Origin of the sequence: Pedobacter antarcticus (assembly GCF_900112985.1) — a bacterium.
Classification (GTDB): Bacteria; Bacteroidota; Bacteroidia; order Sphingobacteriales; family Sphingobacteriaceae; genus Pedobacter; species Pedobacter antarcticus.
The window spans coordinates 1-21,682 of the sequence record NZ_FONS01000019.1 but is presented as its reverse complement, the minus strand read 5'-3'; the positions used below and the strand labels follow the sequence as shown (position 1 = coordinate 21,682).

At 41.6% G+C, this 21,682-nt stretch carries 19 protein-coding genes and 1 tRNA gene; 8 read left to right on the top strand and 12 right to left on the bottom strand.

Going from position 1 to position 21,682, the window contains the following annotated elements; translation table 11 throughout:
- A partial coding sequence (locus BM192_RS20355; RefSeq protein WP_074964122.1) for a pseudouridine synthase occupies positions 1-1,044 on the top strand: 1,044 nt, incomplete at its 5' end.
- A 90-nt stretch (positions 1,045-1,134) separates the two neighbouring features.
- Entirely contained in the window at positions 1,135-2,253 is a 1,119-nt protein-coding gene (locus BM192_RS20350) for a lactonase family protein (RefSeq protein WP_037440711.1), read from the top strand.
- Positions 2,254-2,338: 85 nt separating this feature from the next.
- Here the strand turns inward: BM192_RS20350 and bshA are convergent, their stop codons facing one another.
- From bshA to tilS, 3 genes are all read right to left on the bottom strand, one after another.
- Positions 2,339-3,478, bottom strand: coding sequence for an N-acetyl-alpha-D-glucosaminyl L-malate synthase BshA (bshA, locus tag BM192_RS20345; RefSeq protein ID WP_037440713.1), 1,140 nt, complete (start codon positions 3,476-3,478; stop codon positions 2,339-2,341).
- A gap of 87 nt (positions 3,479-3,565) precedes the next feature.
- On the bottom strand, positions 3,566-4,060 hold the full coding sequence (locus BM192_RS20340; RefSeq protein WP_037440715.1) for a hypothetical protein: 495 nt from the start codon (positions 4,058-4,060) through the stop codon (positions 3,566-3,568).
- A complete protein-coding gene (tilS, locus tag BM192_RS20335; protein WP_037440718.1) occupies positions 4,061-5,392 on the bottom strand; it encodes a tRNA lysidine(34) synthetase TilS in 1,332 nt (443 codons plus the stop codon).
- A gap of 65 nt (positions 5,393-5,457) precedes the next feature.
- Here tilS and BM192_RS20330 point away from each other — a divergent pair, with 65 nt between their 5' ends.
- Complete coding sequence (locus tag BM192_RS20330; protein ID WP_234797597.1) at positions 5,458-7,698, top strand: OstA-like protein; 2,241 nt, start codon at positions 5,458-5,460, stop codon at positions 7,696-7,698.
- Here the strand turns inward: BM192_RS20330 and rdgB are convergent.
- On the bottom strand, positions 7,691-8,275 hold the full coding sequence (gene rdgB, locus BM192_RS20325) for an RdgB/HAM1 family non-canonical purine NTP pyrophosphatase (RefSeq protein ID WP_037440721.1): 585 nt from the start codon (positions 8,273-8,275) through the stop codon (positions 7,691-7,693). The two genes, BM192_RS20330 and rdgB, sit on opposite strands and share 8 nt — an antisense overlap.
- A complete protein-coding gene (locus tag BM192_RS20320) occupies positions 8,272-8,787 on the bottom strand; it encodes a hypothetical protein (protein ID WP_037440723.1) in 516 nt (171 codons plus the stop codon). Before BM192_RS20320 ends, rdgB begins: the two co-directional genes overlap by 4 nt.
- 141 nt (positions 8,788-8,928) lie before the next feature.
- Here BM192_RS20320 and BM192_RS20315 point away from each other — a divergent pair, with 141 nt between their 5' ends.
- Together BM192_RS20315 and BM192_RS20310 are read left to right on the top strand one after the other, a co-directional pair.
- Entirely contained in the window at positions 8,929-9,480 is a 552-nt protein-coding gene (locus BM192_RS20315) for a hypothetical protein (protein WP_083401147.1), read from the top strand.
- 62 nt (positions 9,481-9,542) lie between these two features.
- Positions 9,543-10,925 (top strand): peptidylprolyl isomerase, encoded by a 1,383-nt coding sequence (locus tag BM192_RS20310; RefSeq protein WP_051759868.1) that lies wholly within the window; start codon positions 9,543-9,545, stop codon positions 10,923-10,925.
- An 83-nt stretch (positions 10,926-11,008) separates the two neighbouring features.
- Here BM192_RS20310 and BM192_RS20305 read toward each other — a convergent pair whose 3' ends face one another.
- From BM192_RS20305 to mutL, 7 genes are all read right to left on the bottom strand, one after another.
- Complete coding sequence (locus BM192_RS20305) at positions 11,009-11,926, bottom strand: glycerophosphodiester phosphodiesterase family protein (RefSeq protein ID WP_051760127.1); 918 nt, start codon at positions 11,924-11,926, stop codon at positions 11,009-11,011.
- A 131-nt stretch (positions 11,927-12,057) separates the two neighbouring features.
- Complete coding sequence (locus tag BM192_RS20300) at positions 12,058-12,915, bottom strand: nuclear transport factor 2 family protein (protein ID WP_037443169.1); 858 nt, start codon at positions 12,913-12,915, stop codon at positions 12,058-12,060.
- A gap of 27 nt (positions 12,916-12,942) precedes the next feature.
- Positions 12,943-14,403: a cysteine--tRNA ligase gene (gene cysS, locus BM192_RS20295; RefSeq protein ID WP_037443171.1), complete on the bottom strand. Its 1,461-nt coding sequence runs from the start codon at positions 14,401-14,403 to the stop codon at positions 12,943-12,945.
- Between the two features lie 139 nt (positions 14,404-14,542).
- Positions 14,543-15,649: an endonuclease/exonuclease/phosphatase family protein gene (locus BM192_RS20290; RefSeq protein ID WP_074588961.1), complete on the bottom strand. Its 1,107-nt coding sequence runs from the start codon at positions 15,647-15,649 to the stop codon at positions 14,543-14,545.
- Between the two features lie 21 nt (positions 15,650-15,670).
- Positions 15,671-16,537, bottom strand: coding sequence for a rhomboid family intramembrane serine protease (locus BM192_RS20285; RefSeq protein WP_037443173.1), 867 nt, complete (start codon positions 16,535-16,537; stop codon positions 15,671-15,673).
- Positions 16,530-17,267, bottom strand: coding sequence for a rhomboid family intramembrane serine protease (locus BM192_RS20280; protein ID WP_037443175.1), 738 nt, complete (start codon positions 17,265-17,267; stop codon positions 16,530-16,532). The genes BM192_RS20285 and BM192_RS20280 overlap by 8 nt, the downstream gene beginning before the upstream one ends.
- Before the next feature lie 5 nt (positions 17,268-17,272).
- Positions 17,273-19,126 carry a DNA mismatch repair endonuclease MutL gene (gene mutL / locus BM192_RS20275; protein WP_037443176.1) on the bottom strand — a complete coding sequence of 618 codons (1,854 nt, stop codon included), beginning with the start codon at positions 19,124-19,126 and terminating at the stop codon, positions 17,273-17,275.
- A 134-nt stretch (positions 19,127-19,260) separates the two neighbouring features.
- On the opposite strand from mutL, the gene BM192_RS20270 reads away from it, so the two are divergent.
- From BM192_RS20270 to BM192_RS20260, 3 genes are all read left to right on the top strand, one after another.
- Positions 19,261-21,081, top strand: coding sequence for a serine hydrolase domain-containing protein (locus tag BM192_RS20270; protein WP_037443178.1), 1,821 nt, complete (start codon positions 19,261-19,263; stop codon positions 21,079-21,081).
- Positions 21,082-21,203: 122 nt separating this feature from the next.
- Positions 21,204-21,276 (top strand) — tRNA-Thr (locus tag BM192_RS20265).
- 112 nt (positions 21,277-21,388) lie between these two features.
- On the top strand, positions 21,389-21,682 hold a 294-nt coding region (locus BM192_RS20260; protein ID WP_139218471.1), incomplete at its 3' end, for a hypothetical protein.

The window sequence follows — 21,682 nt, the reverse complement described above, 5'->3', positions numbered from 1 at the left end:
TCTTTCAGACCAAGACCAGAAGGTGACTTCAAAGGCAGACCGTCAAGAGATGGTGACAGCAAATCTTTCAGACCCCGTGCAGTAAAAGAAGGGTCTTCTAAAGAAATGCCACGGAATGAAAACCGCAGCTATATTAAGAAAGACAATTATGCGACTGATGGAGAAAGACCATTCAGAAACTACGATGATAAAAAACAAGGTGCTTCCAGAAGCACTGACAGCCGCCCATTCCGTAAAAGAGAAGATGGCGCGAAACCATATTCGAAAGACTTTTCTAAAGCTGCACCCGTTATGCGTGCAAGGAAAGAAAGTATAGGAGTTGACGACGGTAAAATTCGTCTTAACCGTTACATCGCAAATTCAGGAATCTGTTCCCGCCGTAAGGCAGATGAATTGATTGCAGCAGGTGTAGTCTCGGTAAACGGTGTTCCTGTTTCGGAGCTTGGACATAAAGTGGATCCTGGGAAAGATGAAGTTCGTTACAATGGCGAGCTGCTGAAAAGAGAGAAAAAGATCTACGTTGTACTAAACAAACCTAAAGATTATATCACAACTACAGACGATCCTCAGGAACGCAAAACTGTGATGTCCCTGGTAGAGAAAGCCAGCCGCGAAAGGATTTATCCTGTAGGCCGCCTCGACCGTAATACAACCGGATTATTATTAATGACCAATGATGGCGACCTTGCTGATAAACTATCTCATCCGAGAAACGGCATCACTAAGATCTATCATGTAGAATTGAGCAAGAGCCTTAGCCAGGGAGACCTGAATAAAATCCAGTTTGGTTTGGAGCTTGAAGATGGAATAATCAAACCAGATACAGTTTCTTATGTAGCAGGTGGTTCTAAAAAAGAAGTAGGTATTCAAATTCACAGTGGTAAAAACAGGATCGTAAGAAGAATTTTCGAACATCTGGGCTACGAGGTAGTCAAACTGGACAGGGTTGTTTATGGCAATCTGACCAAGAAAGATTTACCAAGAGGAAGATGGAGATATCTGGAAGAGCACGAATTGATTCAGATCAAACATCTGATTCAATAGACGACACAAAGTAGGGATGTTCATTAAGAGCATCCCTTTTTTAATGGCCGGAAAAAACGATTATATTGTCGTCGTTAACATCAATATAATATGAAAAAAATTTATGCTATGGCTATAGCCACGATGTCTATTTTCAGTGTGCATGCCCAAAGTTCGGGAGACTACCAGCTACTTGTAGGCACTTATACTGCTCCTGGCAAAAGCGAAGGTATCTATATCTATAATTACCAGAGTAAAACAGCCGGAACCCATCTGGTAAGTGTAGCTAAAAATATCATCAATCCAAGTTATCTCGCGGTAAGCAAAGACAGGGAGTTCGTTTATGCAGTAAATGAAGATGCTGACAAAAGTACAATCAGCGCATTTAGTTTTGATCAGTCTGGAGGTAAACTAAATTTCCTGAACAAACAAGACGCTAAAGGAGCAGATCCCTGCTATCTGATTGCGGATGAATATAATGTGATTTCCGCTAATTATTCCGGTGGCACAATCTCAGTGTTCGGCAGGCAGGCAGATGGCAGTCTTAGCCCCGCAAAACAGATAATCCAACATACTGGGTCAGGACCCGATAAAGCAAGACAGGAAAGCGCCCATGTACACATGGTCCGGTTTACACCAGACGGAAAGTACGTAGTTGTCAATGACCTGGGTATGGATATGGTTTTCTTATATCAATATAACCAGGAATCCCAACAGGACATTCTTGTTTTAAAAGATAGTTTGTCCGTTAAGCCAGGTAGCGGACCAAGGCATATAGTATTTAGTCCCTCGGGTAAAAACGCATATCTGGTACACGAAATGTCCGGCGATGTCACTGTATTTGATTATAACGACGGACAACTGAAAAAGATTCAGGAAATCTCAATGCTTGCGCCAGACTTTAAAGGTGAGACTGGTGCTGCTGACATTCAGATCTCGTCCGATGGAAAATTCCTTTATTCAAGCAATCGTGGTACTGCTAATGCAATTACAACCTTCGCAGTAGGTAAAGACGGTAAGCTTACTTATAAAACAATTACACCTACTCTTGGCAAAGGCCCGCGTGCATTCGTCATTGATCCGAGTGGGAAATGGCTGCTGGTTGGTCATCAGTATACAGATGAAATTGTGATCTTCAGTCGTAATTCGCTCAACGGGTCATTAAAGGACAGTGGTAAACGAATCGAAGTTGGCGCTCCCGTTTCAATAGTCTTCGTACCAAAGAAATAATATTTATAAAAGGAATAAAAAAAAGGAAGACCTTCTCTTAACCAGAGAAGGTCTTCCTTTTTTTACCAAAGCCGCCTTATTAAGTTTAGGCAATTACATTTTTGCTAGCTATTACCTCCGTATAATAATCTATATATACTGGAAGAATCTTTTTCAGATCGAAATCCTGAGCCCTTGTAAAAGCATTGGTTTTAAATTGTTCCAGAATCACATCATCCTGAAGAATCTGAATTGCTTTTGCTGCCATGTCTTCAACATCACCAACATCACTCATATATCCACAGAAACCATCGATGTTCAGTTCCGGTAAACCTCCCGCATTGGACGTGATAATAGGGACACGGCAAGCCATCGCTTCCAGGGCAGCCAGCCCGAAACTTTCTGTTTCTGAAGGCATCAAAAATAAATCTGATACAGAAAGGATTTCTTCAATGGCATCCTGCTTACCTAAAAACCTAACATGGTCACATATTCCCAGGTCCCTGCATAACATCTCATTATTTGCACGGTCGGGCCCATCTCCTACCATCAGCAGTTTGGATGGAATCTTATCCAGAATCAACCGGAACATTTTAATTACATCTGCTGTACGCTTTACTTTCCTGAAATTAGACGTATGGATAAGGATTCGTTCATTTCCTGGAGCAATAGCTTTCTTAAAATGTTCCTTCGGGCGGGAACTGAAACGTGTAAAATCTATAAAGTTCGGAATAACGCGAATCTCGTTCTGGATATCAAAATGTTTCATCGTGTCTTCGCGAAGATTTTCCGATACCGTGGTTACACCATCAGATTTGTTAATCGAAAACGTAACAACCGGTTTATAGGTTGGATCTTTACCAACCAGTGTAATGTCCGTTCCGTGAAGCGTTGTCACTACCGGAATATTTATGCCGTAAGTCTCCAGAATCTGCTTCGCCATAAACGCCGCAGAAGCATGAGGGATGGCATAATGTACATGCAGGATATCGAGTTGTTCAAAGCGGACCACGTCAACCAGTTTACTGGCTAAGGCCGATTCATAAGGTGCATAATCAAATAATGGATAATCCCTGACGGACACTTCGTGATAATAAAGATTGGAAGAGAAAAAATCAAGTCTTGCGGGTTGGCTGTAGGTAATAAAGTGAACCTGATGGCCCTCTCCTGCCAGTGCCTTTCCCAATTCAGTGGCGACTACCCCACTCCCACCAAAAGTAGGATAACAAACAATACCTATCTTCATCAAATTTAGAAATTAAGAATTTTGAGTCAAAATCTATGGCTGCAAAGTACAGTACTAAATTTGAGCTTTATGTTAAACTATTGCAATTTATTTACCCTTCGGCAAATTCATTTCAGCTTGAATCACCAGATACATTTCATTGGGGCGCTGTGTGCCTATATAATATTCGAGCCCGTCTCTATCTGTGAGTACAACTGCGTCTTTACCAGATGAATAGAAACGAATACTTCCTTTTCTATGCAGATTATACACCGGATTATTAAACAGGTAATTACTGTAAGTATCTTTTCTTACAGCGACAATACTATTTAAATCGATCTTCACCTTTTTTGCCGTCCAGAGACCGTCTATCACCAGGCTCTTGTTATGAATAATAGTCTTGTACTGGATAAGAAATAATAAGATGATGGAAATACCTATAATTCCGAAACCGACAACCAGAAACAGGTCCTGCGTATTATCCCGGTCTCTTTCATAAACATAAGCACCAAAACAGAAAGATGCCATTAACAGCCGGATACAAATTCTAATGTAGTCACGTCCTATATATTGTTTCTCCAGAAATGCGTACTTATTGCTCATCTATTTTATTTTCTGTTCGAATATAACGACTTTTTTTGTGGATGAGGTCACTTTGTAGCGATTGTCCTGACGCATTCCTGCTATCCAGATTACTTCGCCATTGCCATTAAGCAATACCGGAATTTGCGATTTCAATGGCAGTGGCACTTTCTGGTCAATAAAAAAGTCGCTTATTTTTTTAAACTGTCGCATCCCCAAAGGCATAAAACGGTCCCCTTCTTCCCACTGCCGGATAACCAGCGGGTAAATAAGCTTAGCCGCATCTATATAGGCGATCTGCTGGTTTCTTTCAAAGCGAATGTCCTCACTTTGCCTGATGCCGATTTTTTGACCAGGTAAACTGATGAGACTATCATCTGGATGCACGGAGACTGGCTGAATAACATTCTGGTCCAGCGGAAGTAAAAGGAGATCATCACGATCAATCGTTATGCGGTGTGTATCACTGTAAAAAGACTTTCCGCTCTGTCCGGATAATGAATTCAGCAGGTCTGACACCACTGTTTCCGAGAAATTATATGTTTTTAAAGCGCCGCCGAGCAATAACCTCGCCGGATGCAGAGATCCCACAGCTGCAATACTCAGTTTCAATACACCATTTTCTTCCCTGATCAATCCTGCAGCAGCGCTACTGATAGCCTGTTGCACCAATATCTCGGTTTCCGCAAACCTTTCTATATTCTGCATAAAGGTGTATTCAAGTCCGGGATTAATCTCTTTCAGTCTGGGAATAACTTCCAGCCGGATCTTGTTTCTGGCATAGACTGTACTGGAATTTGAACTATCCTCTACGAAGGCTATCTCGTTGGACCTGATCAATGAATCTACCATCTCCCTGTTTAAATAAAGCAGGGGACGGATCAGAAAATCTCTTTTTGCCTGTATCCCGTGCAGACCTGCAATACCCGTTCCACGGACCAGATTAAGCAAAACCGTCTCAATTGCGTCATCCTGGTGCTGTGCGAGAGCGATCTTGGCATAATTTTCCTCCTGTCTGATTTGGTCAAACCAGGCATAGCGCAATTCTCTGGCAGCCATTTGAGTCGAAATCCTTTTGGAAGAAGCGAAGCTTTTAGTCTTGAAATGCGTCACATAAAAAGGAACCTCCAGCTCACTTGCCAGTGCCCTCACAAATTCTTCATCACGGACAGACTCGGTGCCACGCAGGCCAAAATTACAGTGAGCAATGCCAAACTGAAAACCAGCTGCGCGAAAAAACCGGGTCATCAGTACTGAATCTTTCCCACCACTAACCGCCAGCAAAATCCGTTCGCCTGCTTCAAATAACTCCTGCTGCCTGATAAATTCAGTAAAACTATGTAGTGGTAACATCTTTCAAAATTAACAATATGTATACGAACCCCTAAAATTGCCTGGCAAAAACATAACTTTGTAAAGTGCAAAAATTACACACCCCCGGTAAATTAAATTCTGTACCAGGCTATATCGCCTTTCAAAGCAGACAAAGCATACTGTTCAGACTTCTGTTCTGCATATCAGTATGCCTGCTATTACCTGTTGCACTTTCCGCACAGACATCAACTGCTGCGCAATCTGCACAGCAAAGAACGAAAATTATTCTGCAAAGCTCAGAAAGAAGCCGCATTATTACTAAAACTGACGTTACTTACCTGCGCAAGCCGGTATTTAAGCATGAAAACGCTATCCTCACTTGCGATAGCGCTGTTTTCTATACCTCAAAAAACTATTTCGAGGCTTATGACAATGTGCATATCAATCAAGCCGATACCATAAACATTTATTCAGATAAGCTGAATTATGATGGCAATGCTAAAATCGCCCATCTGACCGAAAGGGTACGCATGGTAGATAAGACTTCTGTGCTAACCACCAATGTTCTGGATTATGATATGGTTTCCAAAGTGGGCACCTATGTTAATGGTGGTAAAATTGTAACCAAAGATGCGACCATAACCAGTAAGAACGGATTCTATTTTGCAAACTCAAGAGATGCTTATTTTAGATATAATGCTGTGGTAGTTACCGACCAGAGTGTCATTAAATCTGATACCTTACGGTATAATACACTAACCAACTGGACCTATTTCTATGGCCCAACCAATATCAAAGAAAAAGACGGTGGAAACCTCTATACAGAAAACGGTGCATATAATACCAACACAACCTATGCCTATTTCGGAAAGAAGAACCTCTATACATCTGGAAGCCGCTCGCTAAAAGGAGACAGTTTATATTATGATGGCAAGGCAGGATACGGTAAAGCAGTCCGTAATATCGTCTTTCAGGACACCACCGATCATATGATGCTCCGCGGCCAGCTGGGCTACTATTACAAGAATGACCAGCGTACTGTTGTAACTAAAAATGCCTACCTGGGAATGGGCACCAATGACTCGGTACTCGTAGATAACATTAAACAACCTGATAGTTTATGGCTTGGCGCAGATACGCTGGAGACACAAATGGTCCTGCAGAAATCTCTGCGGTTACTTGATGGCCCCGTTATTAAAAAAGATAACGAACTGGGAGAAGAAAACCGGGAAGGCAAAGCCAGTCTGGTTCGCCAGCAGGAGAACTCAGATGCAGAAAAATATGCAGGAAGAACAGGCAAAGAAAGTGCTGTGCTGAAAAAACCTGAAGAGGAAACTAAGCCTAAAGAAAAAGATGTCCCGACAGATAGCTTGAAGAAAATTACGCCGCAGCATATAGATACTACTGTAATTAAACCGGTTAAACAACTGCTTCCGCCAATTAATCTGGCCAAAAAGAAACCGGGCATAAAGGACAGCTTGCCTGTTAATCCAATGGACACAATGCGGACTCGGGCAATTAAGGCCTTCCATAATGTGCGGGTCTATAAATCAAATATGCAGGCTAAAGCAGATTCCCTTTTCTATACCGCAGCAGATTCTACCTTACGCTGGTATAAAAATCCGATAATCTGGTCGCAAAGTTCACAACAGACCGGTGATACAATTTATGTTCAGTTGCGAAACAAAAAAATCAATTCCATACAGATATTGCAGAATGCTTTTGCTGTAAACGTAGAACCTGATACTGCAAAATTCAATCAGGTAAAAGGTAAGCTGATTACCGGATTTTTCAAAGACGGTAAACTGAACAGCATGTATGTCGATGGAAATGCAGAAAGTGTTTATTTCACCAAGACAGACGATGGAAAGAAATATGATAAGATGAACCAGACTATCAGCAGCAGGATTAAAGTAATTTTCAGAGACAGTGAGATTCAGGATGTCGTTCCAATCAAAGATGTAGAAGGTGCGACAACACCAGTTGAAGACCTGAAAGAAGATGTCATCTTAACCGGATTTATCTGGAAACCGGAGCTTAGACCACGTTCAAAAAAGGATATTGTAAACTTTAAGCCACCAGCCAAACCAAAACCTGCAGCGAAGAGCAAAACGAAAGGTTTACCAGGCGCAATAAAGGCCAAAGAAACAGGACTTAAACAATTGCAACCGAAACAAGTTCCTTCGGCGAATGCTGTGAAGAAGGCTGCAGTAACACTCCTTCCAGTAGTCAAACCTGTCACAGACAGCCTGCTTAAAAAAACAGACGAAATTAAAAAAGCAGCAGACATTGCAGCTCCTCTGGTTAAACCGGTCGCGGACAGTGTGCTTAAAAAACTTAAATAGTTTCTGCCTTCAGAAAAGCAATCAGTTGCTTCATAGCCAGACCGCGGTGACTGATTGCGTTTTTTTCTTCGCCGCTCATTTCAGCAAAAGTAACGGAATATCCGTCTGGCTGGAAAATCGGGTCATAGCCAAACCCAGCCTCACCGGAAGGTTTTTCTCTTAGTGTACCGTTGACCCTGCCTTCAAAAAAGTGTTCCTTTCCATTGATAAGCAGCGAAATAACCGTCACAAAACGTGCACGTCTGTCTGCAGTTCCCTCCATCTTTTTCAGTACAAGTTCAAGGTTGGCCCGGTCACCGCCGCCGCCTGCATAGCGTGCGGAGTAAATCCCAGGCTCATCATTCAATGCTTTAACCTCTAATCCGCTGTCATCAGCAAAACAATCCAGGCCAAAATTCTGTGCAACATATTTACTTTTCAGTGATGCATTACCCGCAAAGCTGTCAGCAGTCTCAGGGATATCGGTATCACAGCCAATATCCAGTAGATTAAGCACTTCATAAGTACCATTTAAAATTGCGCTTACCTCTTGAGTTTTATGTTTATTCTGTGTAGCGAAGACTAATTTTTTACTCATAATTCTAATTTCTTCAGACTTCCCCAAAGTGCTTTCTTACCATTCAGATCGGCCGCTAATAGATGCAGGTTGGCGGAAAAGATCATTTGAATCTGTTCATGAAAAACCAGTTCATTACTATTTTTCTCCGGCAGTCCCAGCATTGAGGTACTTACCCCAAAGCTTAGTACAATCCTGGGTTTGAAATAAGTGAAAAGCTCTTCATGTCTGCTTGTCGCGCAGAGGGAATAATTCAACAGCGCAAAATCATTTGCTGTAAGCTGAATTGCTTTCACAATGTTCCGGAGCAATTCCCTTCCTTCAACAGAGCTGACTTCTTCGTTGTCATCCTGTACCAGGATCAGAATCTGCCGCTGATTTTTCCCCAGAAATTTATAACTGATTTCAGGAACTGAGACAGGCAATATAGCCGGGGCTTGTATTACAACTGGCTCCTGTTCCTGCTGCAGGTAAATTTCTTCCGTAAAGAACATACGGAGTGCCGCATCATCTTGGATAAGTTGCTGACCCATGAACGTTTGTTTTGAGAATTAAATTTTGTGTTAAAATTAGTTAAATATCTTATTATAGCGCCTTAATTTGTTACTTTTATACCTCAAAATACCTATTTAACCTTTGTGAAGAAAGCCGGCAGTTTGTTCCTATTTTGTTTTTTGTATTTAGGCTCCCAGGCGCAAAGCGTTGCTGTGATTAATGGCAAAGAGCTGAGCCTGAAAGAATTTAACTGGGTTTATCAGCGACACAGACCAGATAAAACGACGCCAAATCTGGATGACCTTATCTCTTTTCTAAATATTTATATAGACTTCAAACTGAAAGTACAGGATGCAATTGCAGCCAAGATGGATCAGGACAGCTCTTTTCTGGCTGAAACAGGCTCTTATCAAGCGGCTTTGCAACAACAATTAAAAATGAAGCCCGGTCAGGAAAATGAAAAGATGCTGATGAATGAATTGAAAGATGCACTGCTTTTTTATAGCATAACGCAACAAAAAATATGGGAAGCTGCAAACCATGCTGAAAGCGGTATCCTGAGTTTTTATACGGATCATCAGCGTTCTTATCAAGACAGACCGTTTGAAGAAGTGAGAGATGAAGTCATGGAAGATTATCAGCATGAACTGGAGTGCGAGTGGATCAACTCCCTGCGTACCAGGTACCAGGTTAGTATTAACCAGCACCTACTGGGTTCGCTGGTCAGATAAACAGCTGACAAATCATTGAATAATAGTAGATTTGCAAATAAAATATAATTGAATAAAGTATAATGAAGAAAGTTTTATGGTTAGCAAGTGGATTACTCTTCTTGTTTTTTAACGCACAGGCTCAGATAAAACCACAATCCAAAAGCGTTGATAAGGTAGTTGCCGTACTGGGAAGTGATGTAATCTTATTGTCGGAACTCAATCAGCAATATGTGATGTACCTGAACTCAGGTAATCCGGTGGATGAAAAAGTTAAATGTTATATTTTACAGCAAATGCTGGTACAGCACCTGTTAAAACAGCAGGCTGAAATCGATTCGGTAATGGTCGATGATAAGCAGGTCGATGACGAACTGGACAGAAGAATGCGTTATCAGATTCAGCGCGCCGGTGGTCAGGATAAACTGGAAGAGTTTCTTAACCGCTCCGTTCTGCAATATAAAGACGAGCTGAGACCTGACATCCGTGACCAGTTGCAGGCAAACAAAATGCAGGGTACTATCACGGAAAAAGTGAGTATTACTCCTATCGAAGTTAAAAAATATTACGATTCTTATAAAAAAGACAGTTTACCAGATATCCCTGCTGAGTATGAGGTTGGTGAAATTGTATTACATCCTGAACTCACGAAAATTGAGAAACAACGTTATTATGACAAGTTGGATGCTATCAGGCTACGTGTTAAGAGTGGAGAAGATTTTGGCTTCCTGGCTAAAACTTACTCCGAAGATCCGGGTTCTGCTGCCGAAGGTGGAGACCTTGGTTTCTTTGACCGTACGATGATGGCTAAAGAATTCACTGCATATGCATTCAAATTAAAACCAGGAGATCTTTCCCCGGTATTTGAAACTGAATTTGGCTATCACGTACTGCAGGTTATAGAAAGACGTGGTGAGCAGGTTCATGCCCGACACATCCTGATTCGCCCGCAGACTACTCCTGAAAGTTTAAAGCGCGTAAAACTACACGCGGACAGTGTTTACAATACCCTGATTGATAAAAAACTATCATTCTCTGCTGCTGCATCATTGTACTCTACAGACAAAGAATCTAAATATAATGGTGGTATGATTCTCTTTGCTGACAACGTAACAGCCAGAACGACATTTATACCTGCTGACAAACTCGATCCTAAAACATTCCTTGTTGTAGATACAATGAAAGTTGGTGAAATATCCAGACCGGTTACTTTCACTGGTCAGGATGGTAAAGAAGGTTATAAAATTGTGTTCCTTAAATCCAAAATTCCACCACACAAAGGGAATTTAGAACAAGATTACACAAAGTTCAAAGAGAAGGCACAACAACAGAAATCGGACCGTGTTATGAGTGAATGGTTCGAGCAGCGCAGAAAAAATACTTACATCAGAATTGACGAAGATTATTTGGGATGTGATGAACTTAAAATCTGGACCAAACCAATGGAAAAGAAGTCGGCTGAATAATAACTATCCGTATAACAAAAAAGGTGCAATTTCTAAATTGCACCTTTTTTGTTATACGGATAGTTGATCCCGGAATTATCTTTTTATTTTTTGCGCCGACGGGCCGGCTTTTCCTTTTCAGCGGGTAGTTCCATTTTCTGAAAAATGTTGGGAAAGTCTGTGATGATTCCATCAACTCCGAGTCCGATCATATAATTCATGTCTTTAGGGCTATTTACTGTCCAGGGCACTATTTTAATACCCTTTTCATGGCAGCGGTCTACCAATCCCTTACCTACCAGCACTGCATACGGACTATAATAATCTGGATTGAAACCCAGATCACTGATATTCTTTTCAAAATCAACTTTCTCGTCGATCATCAATGCTGTTCTCTGCTTCGGATAATGCTCATGTACATATTGAAGTGAACGTACATCAAACGCCTGTATAATCACTCGTTTAGCCATTTTACGTGATTCTACCACGTCCATAACCAATGCTGCAAACTCGGCAGGCTCAGGATGGAATACGAGGTCACCGTTACGGATAGTTTTTATCTCAATGGCATAATCCGGTTTCGGTAACCGGTTCTTTTTAACATAGGCTTCAACCGAATCTATCACTTCTTCCAATAACGGTTTGTAGGCGTGATACTTCTGCTGTCCGGGAAACCTTTTGTGCACTTTACTGCCCACATCAAATTTCCTGACTTCCTCATAATCCATTTTATAGATATTAAACTTCTGCTGATCTTTCAGCGTAATATCCTTACCCGCAGGCGTAAGACTAATTTCGAAGTTAAAATAAGGTTCATGGGAAAGTAGTACCTGCTTATCTTTAGAGATAACGACATTCATACCCAATGTATTCGCTCCCAGATCCAGTGCACGGAGCATTGCACCAATCGTATTTTCCGGCATGAGCCCCCGGGCGCCACGATGCCCTTGTTTTTCAAACTGCTGCGCTTGAAGGTTCTGCCCTGCAACAAACAGTAATATCCAGATTAGATGTCTTTTCATATCAATTAATATCTTCAGCAAAAAAGCTGTTTCGGGTAAATTATAATTTGAGATGGGTAAGCTAACAAAAAAAAGGGTTTCTCCTGCCTTGAAGCAAAAGAAACCCTCTCTATATTTAGAACTTAAATAGCTTAACGTTCAGCAGGCGTAAAGATTTGTTCTACCAAGTACCAGTTATGATCTGCCTGACGCTCATAAACAAAAATATAGTTGAAGCTTTCTCTCAGGTCTGTACGATAATCAATAGTAGCCAGGCCATAGGTATAAGCCAGATCACCACCCGGTGCTTTATTAGCAACAGTAGTCTTCAGGTTCATCTTATCTACAAAGCTGTTATAAAAAGCAACAATTTTGTCTTTACCAATTACCGGCTCATAACCAGGAAATGAAACTCTAGCCTCTTTGGCCAGAAAACCACCAAAAGCAGCTACACCATACGATTTCAAAGTCGCATTTAAAGTTTTTTCAGTGGTATTGATAATTTCTCTTCCAGCAGAAATTTGTTTTTCATCGCCATATTTCGGTTTAAAATAATCCTTAGGCTCTACAAACTCAGCTTTAGCTACTTTAAGAGGTTTATTATGCGTGGTCTCCATATCCATCAGTACTTCCCAACGGTTCGCCACTGCCTTCCAAATAGTCAGGTACTGACCATAAGTTTTCTCAGCTCCGTCTTTTGTGTACCCCCCGCTTGAAAAACCCCAGTCTCCGCTTCTGGAAACCCTGGCATAATCCACATTCCGGCTTAGATTTTTTTCATTTGATTGTGTCGAATAATATGTTTTTGCATTCACCGGATTTGGCCTGAACACCAGTGCATTTGAGGCACTATGTGAAATAAAGGCAGATTTAACGCCATCTTTCGCTGCATCTGCAGCAAAGTCTTCTCCAGCTTTAGCCAGAGATTTTGTCGTGCCATCAGATTTCTGTGCAAAAGCAGACAGAGACAGGCCGGCAGCCATCAGGGTACAGATCATTCTGTTCATCATATTGATAGGGATATATTTAATTAATATTTATAGTTTATTCCAGGTCGTACCTTCTTTGCTGTCTTTTAACTGGATGCCCATCTCCTGCAATCCTATTCTTATTTTATCCGAGGTAGCATAATCTTTATTCTCTTTTGCATTCTTACGGATATCAATAACCATATCTAAAACGGCATTCAGCTCTAAATTAGAACTTTCTTCGTCTTTTAGACCAAAGATATCGTAGACAAACTCTTGCATCAACTGTTTTAAAGCTATCAATTGTTCCGCAGAAATCTTAGCTTTTCCATCATAAACAGTATTAATGAGTCTTGCTGCTTCAAATAACTCAGCAATAACCACCGGACTGTTAAAATCGTCACTCATCGCCTGAATGCAGCGGGATTTTAATCCTGCCACGTCGATTTCGCCATCTGCTGAAGGCTCCAGTTTATCCAACAGGTTCAACGCGTTCATTAATCTTCTAAAACCTTTCTCCGATGCCTCCAGTGCATCATTTGAAAAATCTAGTGTACTTCTGTAATGCGCCTGCAACATAAAGAATTTTACGGTCATCGGACTATATCCTTTACGTAATAATGGATGCGCTCCCTTAAATAATTCGAGGGGAAGAAATCCATTTCCTGCCGACTTGGACATTCTGGTTCCGTTAACGGTTAACATATTCGTATGCATCCAGTATTTGGCCGGCTGTTGATGGTAGCATGCCTCTGACTGCGCAATTTCATTTGTATGATGAGTTGCAGCAAGATCCATTCCCCCGCCATGAATGTCGAACTGTTCGCCAAGATACTTAGCACTCATGGCAGAACATTCAATATGCCAGCCTGGAAAACCTACTCCCCATGGAGAAGGCCAGCGCATTAGCGTTTCGGGCTTTGCTTTAATCCATAAAGCAAAATCTAAACGTCCCCGCTTCTCGTCCTGCCCACCCAGTTCTCTGGTATTGGCCAGCATATCTTCGAGATTTCTATTGGTTAAAACTGTGTAATTGTATGTTTCACTATATTTTTCTACATCAAAATAAACAGTACCATTAATTTCATAGGCATAACCGTTCGCAATAATTTCCTTGATCATTTCGATCTGCTCCAGGATGTGTCCGGTTGCAGTAGGCTCTATGCTTGGAGGAAGTGTATTGAACATCCTCAGGACATCGTGAAATCCAAGTGTATATTTCTGCACGATTTCCATTGGTTCCAGCTGCTCCAGCTTAGCACGCTTTGCAAATTTATCATCTCCCTCATCACGATCACCTTCAAGGTGACCTGCATCGGTAATATTACGTACGTAGCGGACTTTATAGCCCAGGTATTTAAGGTATCTGAAAATTAGATCGAAGGAAATAAAAGTACGGCAGTTTCCCAGATGGACATCACTGTAAACTGTAGGCCCGCAGACATACATCCCCACATGAGGTGCATTTACAGGTTCAAAATTCTCCTTTTTACGGGTTAGGGTGTTATATAATTGTAAGCCTTTGTCCATTTTTTATGTGCATTTAATTAAAAGGGCCCTGCAAAAATCTATTCTTTGATACAATCTGCAAAAAACAGCATTCAGATAGCCCTGAAGCGCCCCGCAAAGTTAAAAATTTATAGGTATGATCTTGTAGATTTAAATTGACTTAATCAATTTTCAGGTCACTTCTTACAGGGAAATGATCTGAGAGCTTCGCATTGATAATATGATAGTTCATCACACTGACTGCAGGCGTAACCGCTATATAATCTATTTGGAAGTTAGGGAATTTTCCGTTATAAGTTCTTCCAAGCCCGGTACCCTGCTCTATAAAAGTATTTTTTAATGATTTTGTCATTTGGGTCACTGCATAAGAAGCCGGAGTATCGTTAAAATCACCAGCGATCAGGTAAGGTGTTTTGCAGGTAGACATGTGAGCCTTCATGATATCAACTTGTGCACTTCTTTTTAGAAATGCAGTCTTAAGCATATAGGCGATCCGCTTCGCGGGAGTGATCTCGGGTTCCATTTTTGTTTTAACCTGGTCGAGATAAGTATAATCCTGTTTATCAAATGCGATAGATTGCAAATGAACATTATAGACCCTGAAAAGCTTTTCGTTTATTTTAAGATCGACATAGATACTGGCATTTCCGTTGTGATTGGTACTAAACAAAATGCTTCCTTTATCTTTTATCGGGAATTTGGAAAATATTGCCAGTCCGGTAGCCTCGTAATCATTAGATGAAGTCGGAACGAAATAATAAGAATGGGTTTTGAGCATTTGTTTCAGGCTGTCGGTAATTGCAAAAGTGCCTTTGTTCCTTGTGTAATATTCCTGAAAACATAAAATATCCGGATCCTGTTCCCTTACGACATTCAGCATTTTTTCTTTGATCAATTCGTTATTACTCTCCCCGTAAGGTTTAAAGCTATGCACGTTATAGGTCATCATCCTAACCAGACCTTCTTTTTTCGGCCCGTCGCCGGTGTTTCCGGTAAAGCCCACAGTTGCAATCAGCGTATGCCAGCCACTAAGGATCAACAGCACAGTTAACACAGGGTAGATTAGTTTTTTTCTACTGATCCATATAAAGATCATGATCACATTGAGCAGCAAAAAGAAGGGATATGCCAATCCGAAGAAAGCGAACCATTTTACCTGGCGGGGATCGGTATAACCAGCCAAAATACCAAATAGCAAACCTAGAGCAGCTATTACAGCAATAACCAGATATACAAAGCCCAGATATGATCCTTTATTTCTTCTCATTTTAATTCCCCTGCCGGATAATTATTCTTTACTTGCCCTGAATAAAATCGCTTTTTCTGCTGTAGTCAGCTTATCATATCCAGATTTAGAGACCTTATCCAGAATTGCATCTACCGCAGCCTGGTTCGCCTGGTCTTTCTGCTGTTTATTTTTCTTCGTACTTGTTTCGTTTTTTACGACTTTAAGTTTTGGTTTAGGTTTGAACCAGTTACTCCAGTCTTTTCCGCTCCTTAGAAGTTTAATATAAGTAAAACCTGTCAGCGCGCCGCCAAGATGGGCAAAACTATCCGCCGCATTCATCGAAGCCATTCCGATCAGGTCAATTGCAATATAAGCAAGAACCAGGTAAATCAGTTTGATCCTTCCGATAAACAAAAGGCTTATCGTATAATCAGGAACCAATGTGATCGTCGCAACAGCGATAGCCATTACAGATGCAGATGCACCGATCAGTGTTGCCGTATAAACACTGTCTGAAAATACCGGAAAAACATGATAAGCGATTGCGAAAAAGAGTGCCCCTACTATTCCACCTGTCAGATAAACAAAATGAAACTGTCGGGGTTTAAGGAAATCCATGAAGATTTTACCTAACCAGAACAACCATAAACAGTTGAAAAGTGCCTGAAAGATATCTTTATGAAAAAACTGATAGGTCAGCAGGGTATAAAAACGTGTTGGCAATTGTTGCCAGTCAGCCGGGAAAGCAACATATGGCCTTACATAATCAATAAACCGGATGCCCGTATTGCCTGCGAGAAAAAAGGTTGTGCCAAATAATGCCATGGCTACAAACACGATTGTAATTAATCCAATATATAAATATACGGGGTTTCCGGAACGGAATACTTTATAAGTGACTTCCTCTAGTGCTTTCTTTTTACTCATGATAATCGTAGAATGTATTTTTGTCTTTCCAGAGTTTAACTAGTATAAAGCCCAGAATTGCACCACCCAGGTGTGCATAGTGTGCAACAGAGTCTCCCTGGAAACTTGCAACGCCTAGACTGAGTTCAATAAGTATATAAACCGGAATAATATATTTTGCTTTAACCGGAACCGGAATAAACATAATATACATTTCCGCATTTGGATACAACATACCGAAGGCAACCAGAAGACCAAATATGGCACCTGACGCACCAACCATCGGACCTGAATAGATACCTAGCAATGTTTGTCCGCTTTCCTGACTCAGTCCGCTAATGTTAAGAGACGCCATGCCCCTCGCAATATCAATAGTGACAGCCCCCGGATTGATTGCCGAACCAGTCATCTGATAAACTTCAAACGCTTGTACGCCCCACTGCAACGCAAGAGCACCTAAACCGGTAATCAGATAAAAATTAATGAACCTTTTTGCACCCCACCTGCTTTCCAGAACGGATCCGAACGAAAACAAGGCGAACATATTAAAAAGGATATGTGTAAAACCGCCATGCATAAACATGTAAGAGATTGGCTGCCATATTTTAAATAGTGGTGAATCGAAATAAAACGCACCCAGATAAAACGCGAGGTCGATACCTTTGGACTGGAAAACATAGGTGGCTGCAAAAAACAGCGCGTTTATAATGAGCAGGTTTTTGACAACCGGTGGTATATGAATATTGTTCATGCAAATTATTTATCAAATTTCTTATCTACTTCATTCATGGTCATAGTCTGAATTACAGGCTTTCCACTAATACTGAAATTAGGAGCTTTACAAGCGAAAAGTTGCTCAATCAACATATTCATTTCTTCCTGTCCCAAAACAGTACCGCTCTTAATAGCACTGTTTCTAGCCATACTTCTGGCCAGGGCATCTCTTTTACCGAGCTTAAGATCCTGCTGAGAATTCTTGAACCCTTCTATAAGGTGTTCAAATAACTGAGTCTCGTTTACTTGATTACTACCCAGATCTACAGGAATCCCTTCAATAACCAATGTGTTTTTTCCAAATTCGCGGACTTCAAACCCAAGACTCTTAATATCGTCCAGCAAGCTCTTTGCCAATTCGTAGTCATTCGGACTCAGTGTAACTGTTTGTGGAAAAAGACTTTGTTGAGAAGCTCCTTTTCTGTCTTCGAGATTAATACTAAAACGTTCATACAAGATTCTTTCGTGTGCAGCCTGCTGGTCAATCAGCATCAAACCAGATTTGATCTGGGAAATAATATATTTGTTATGAAGCTGCATCAGCTGTTTCTGTACTGGTGCATATTGTGCCTCCGGACCATTACCCGGCAACTCCATTTTAACCTGTTCAGCCGGCTGACTTTCCGAAATCTCATACAGCGAACCCCAGTTCTTGGTTTGCTGTTGCTGTCTGCCCCCACCCTGATAAGATCCGACGCTGCTTTTTTCTACAGGAGCACTGTCATTCGCAAAAGGATTAAAATCAGGATTAAAGCTAATACTTGGCGGAACAATTTCATCCAGAGATTTTGGACTGATCATCCCACTGAAAGCAGATTCCTGATCAAAGTCTATGGTAGGACTGATATTGAACCTGCCCAATGACCGTTTTACTGCCGAATGTATAATTGCATAGATAGATTTTTCGTCGAGATACTTAATTTCTGTTTTCGTCGGATGTACATTTACGTCTATCTTGGCAGGATCTATATCTATAAAAAGCACGTAAAGCGGAAAATTATCTTCTGCCAGCAAATCTTCATAAGCTTTATTAAGTGCATGGTTAAGGTAGGAATCCTTAATGTAACGGTTATTCACAAAGAAAAACTGCTCACCCCTGGTCTTCTTGGCAAACTGAGGCTTACCAATAAACCCTTTCAGGTTAATTATAGTCGTTTCTTCCTCAACAGGAATTAGTCTTTCGTTGTAATTATTACCGAACAAATGAACAATCCTTTGTTTAAGCGAAGAAGCAGGTAAACGGTATACTTCCAGACCGTCATGATTAAGACTGAAGGAAATTGCCGGATTTGCCAGCGTGATGCGCTGAAATTCATCAACAATATGACGCATCTCTGCCGGATTACTTTTCAGAAAATTTCTTCTGGCCGGCGTATTGAAAAAAAGATTTTTAACGCAAATACTGGTACCAGCTACTGCAGCTACGGGTTCCTGACTAATGAAGGTTGAACCTTCTACACAAACCAGTGTACCCAGTTCATCTTCATGACGCCTGGTTTTAAGTTCCACCTGTGAAATTGCAGCAATGGAAGCCATAGCTTCTCCTCTGAAACCCATTGTCCGGATAGCAAAAAGATCTTCGGCTTTACGCACTTTAGAGGTAGCATGACGTTCAAAGCATTTTCTCGCATCTTTAACGCTCATACCACATCCATTGTCGATAACCTGGATCAGGCCTTTACCCGCATCCTTGAGGATCAGCTGAATCTTATTTGCCCCCGCATCAATTGCATTTTCCATCAACTCTTTTACTGCCGATGCGGGCCTTTGGACCACCTCTCCGGCAGCAATCTGGTTCGCAACACTCTCGGGTAAAAGTTGTATTATATCTGACATTTATTTCTATCCTAAAGGTTGCTAATTTAACTAAAATAAGCCTTACACATAAATCTTTTCCGATTAAATACCATTTAATGAAAACGCATTTAAGCATTTTATATATTTAGAGTTCAGATTTACGTTAGCCCTTTATGTTCAAAACCAATATGATCCGAAGCCTTGCAATATGCCTTGGCGCTATTATTTCTTTAAGTGCCTGTGCACAGCAGCAGCATCAAAGAAACGACGATCTACTGAAGAATGATTACAACATTCTCCATCAGACTGTCCTGCTGAACAATCAAACCGGACAAATCCCAATTCAGGGCCTTGATCAGAAAAACATTGCCGCGGTAAGTCTGGGGTATAATTTCGAGCTCGTTGCAGATAGTCTGCTGAATAAATATGCAAAAGTAACTCCTTTCCATCTTTCACCAGCAGCAACTGAACAAGCGTTACTCCAACTGGAAGACGACCTGAAATATTACAATACGGTTATTATTTCGGTAGACTCCAGGCTCGGCAGTCAACTGATCTATCGCAATTTCATCTTTGCCATGGCAAAAACAAAACTGGTAGTTCTTAACCTTTATGGAGACGCTGCAGTACTCAATAGTTATGACCAGCTGAATGCTCCGCTGATCTATTGTCCGGACTATACCGCTGCGTCGGCGGCACTGGTTCCTCAGCTGATCTTTGGAGGTATTCCCGCCACCGGCAAACTTAGTCAGACTTATTCTGCCCGCTATACTGCAGGCTCCGGTTTTAGCACCACCGCCACAAGGCTTAAATATACATTACCGGAAGACGCCGGCGTTAATGCAGAGGATTTGCTGGAAATTGACCAGATCACTGCTGAGGCTATCCGGGCAAGGGCTGCTCCGGGCATGGTTGTACTAGTCGCTAAAGATGGAAAGGTTATTTTTAATAAAGCTTATGGTCAGCATACCTACGATGGCCCCCCTGAACAGGTGGGTGATATCTTTGACGTGGCTTCAATTACCAAAATCAGTGCGACAACACCTATGGTCATGCGTCTGGTTGAAGAAAAAAAGCTAAATCTGGATACCAATATCGGCGCATATATCGCACTGGCCCGGAAAACACCTATGAATAATATCAGAGTCCGGGACGTGATGCTTCACCAGGCCGGGTTCATCCCATATATTGCTTTCCAGGATGCGGTGAAGCCAGCTGATCACAGCAGTGACTCTTCCGCTGCATTCCCAACTAAAGTTGCCGATGGTTATTATATCCGGAAAGATTACTTCAGAGATGTCATGTGGCCCAGAATGTTGAATGCGCCGATACGCACTCCTGGAAAATATGTATACAGTGACATCAGCATGTATGTGATGAAAGACATCGCCGAACATCTGAGCGGCGAACAGTTAAATGTGTATGCACAGGAAAACTTCTATCTCCCGCTCGGCATGCAGACAGCCGGCTTTCTACCGAGGAACCGCTTTGACAGGAACCGGATCATTCCAACTGAAAACGATACTTATTTCAGGAATACATTACTCGTAGGTTATGTACATGATCAGGGTGCTGCGCTGGTCGGTGGCGTGTCAGGACATGCAGGCTTATTTGCCAGTACCAATGATCTTGCTATTCTTTATCAGATGATGCTTAACAAAGGAACTTATGGCGGTCTGAGGTATTTCCAGCCACAGACTGTTGAAACCTTCACAAGCCGGCAATCCAATGTTAGCAGGCGCGGCCTGGGATTCGACCGCTGGGATCCCGATCTTACGAAAAAATATCCGTCCGCTACGGCTTCGCCCCAAACCTATGGACATACCGGCTACACCGGAACAGCCGTCTGGGTAGACCCTGCACGTGGCCTGGTCTATATCTTCCTTTCAAACAGGGTTAACCCTGCGGTGACTGACAAATTGGTTAAAATGGGCATCCGCTCCCGGATTCAGGACGTTATTAACGCAGCAGTTGACAAACAACTACATAAATAAATTGTATTTTTTCTTCCTCAGAAACAGGGAGATATAAGTAGCAAACCATTTTAAGGACCGAATTATTTTGGATTCAGCCAGTTTTCCTCTATAATTGCAAACGCTTAGCGAAAGCTAATCAGGCCTTCTTAGCTCAGCTGGTAGAGCAACTGACTTGTAATCAGTAGGTCATTGGTTCGATCCCGATAGAAGGCTCCTTAAAAAAGGCTGATCACAACGATCAGCCTTTTTTTTATTTCTGCCCAACCGGGCAAGCCAGGCACTCTATTGTCCATTCCTGAAAAAGCTATACACTATAAAACAGTGTATGGAAAGAGAAGAAGAGTTGTTCTACTCAGAAAGAACGAGTAAAAATCAGAAGTTTGACAAGCGATTGATCGCTCATGTTGTTAAGCTGGCCGAAGAAGGGACGCCCCGGAGGGATCTGATAAAGACTTATAAAATGACCGGAGAAACCCTTGGGATGTGGTTGGACAAGTACAGTTCAATTTTGCATAAACGCAAGCTTCACAGTACTGCAGAAAAACGATCGATTGTTCGAGCTATCCATGGGGGGATGAGTATAAAGGAAGCCGTTATCGTATACAATATCAGCTCAAGG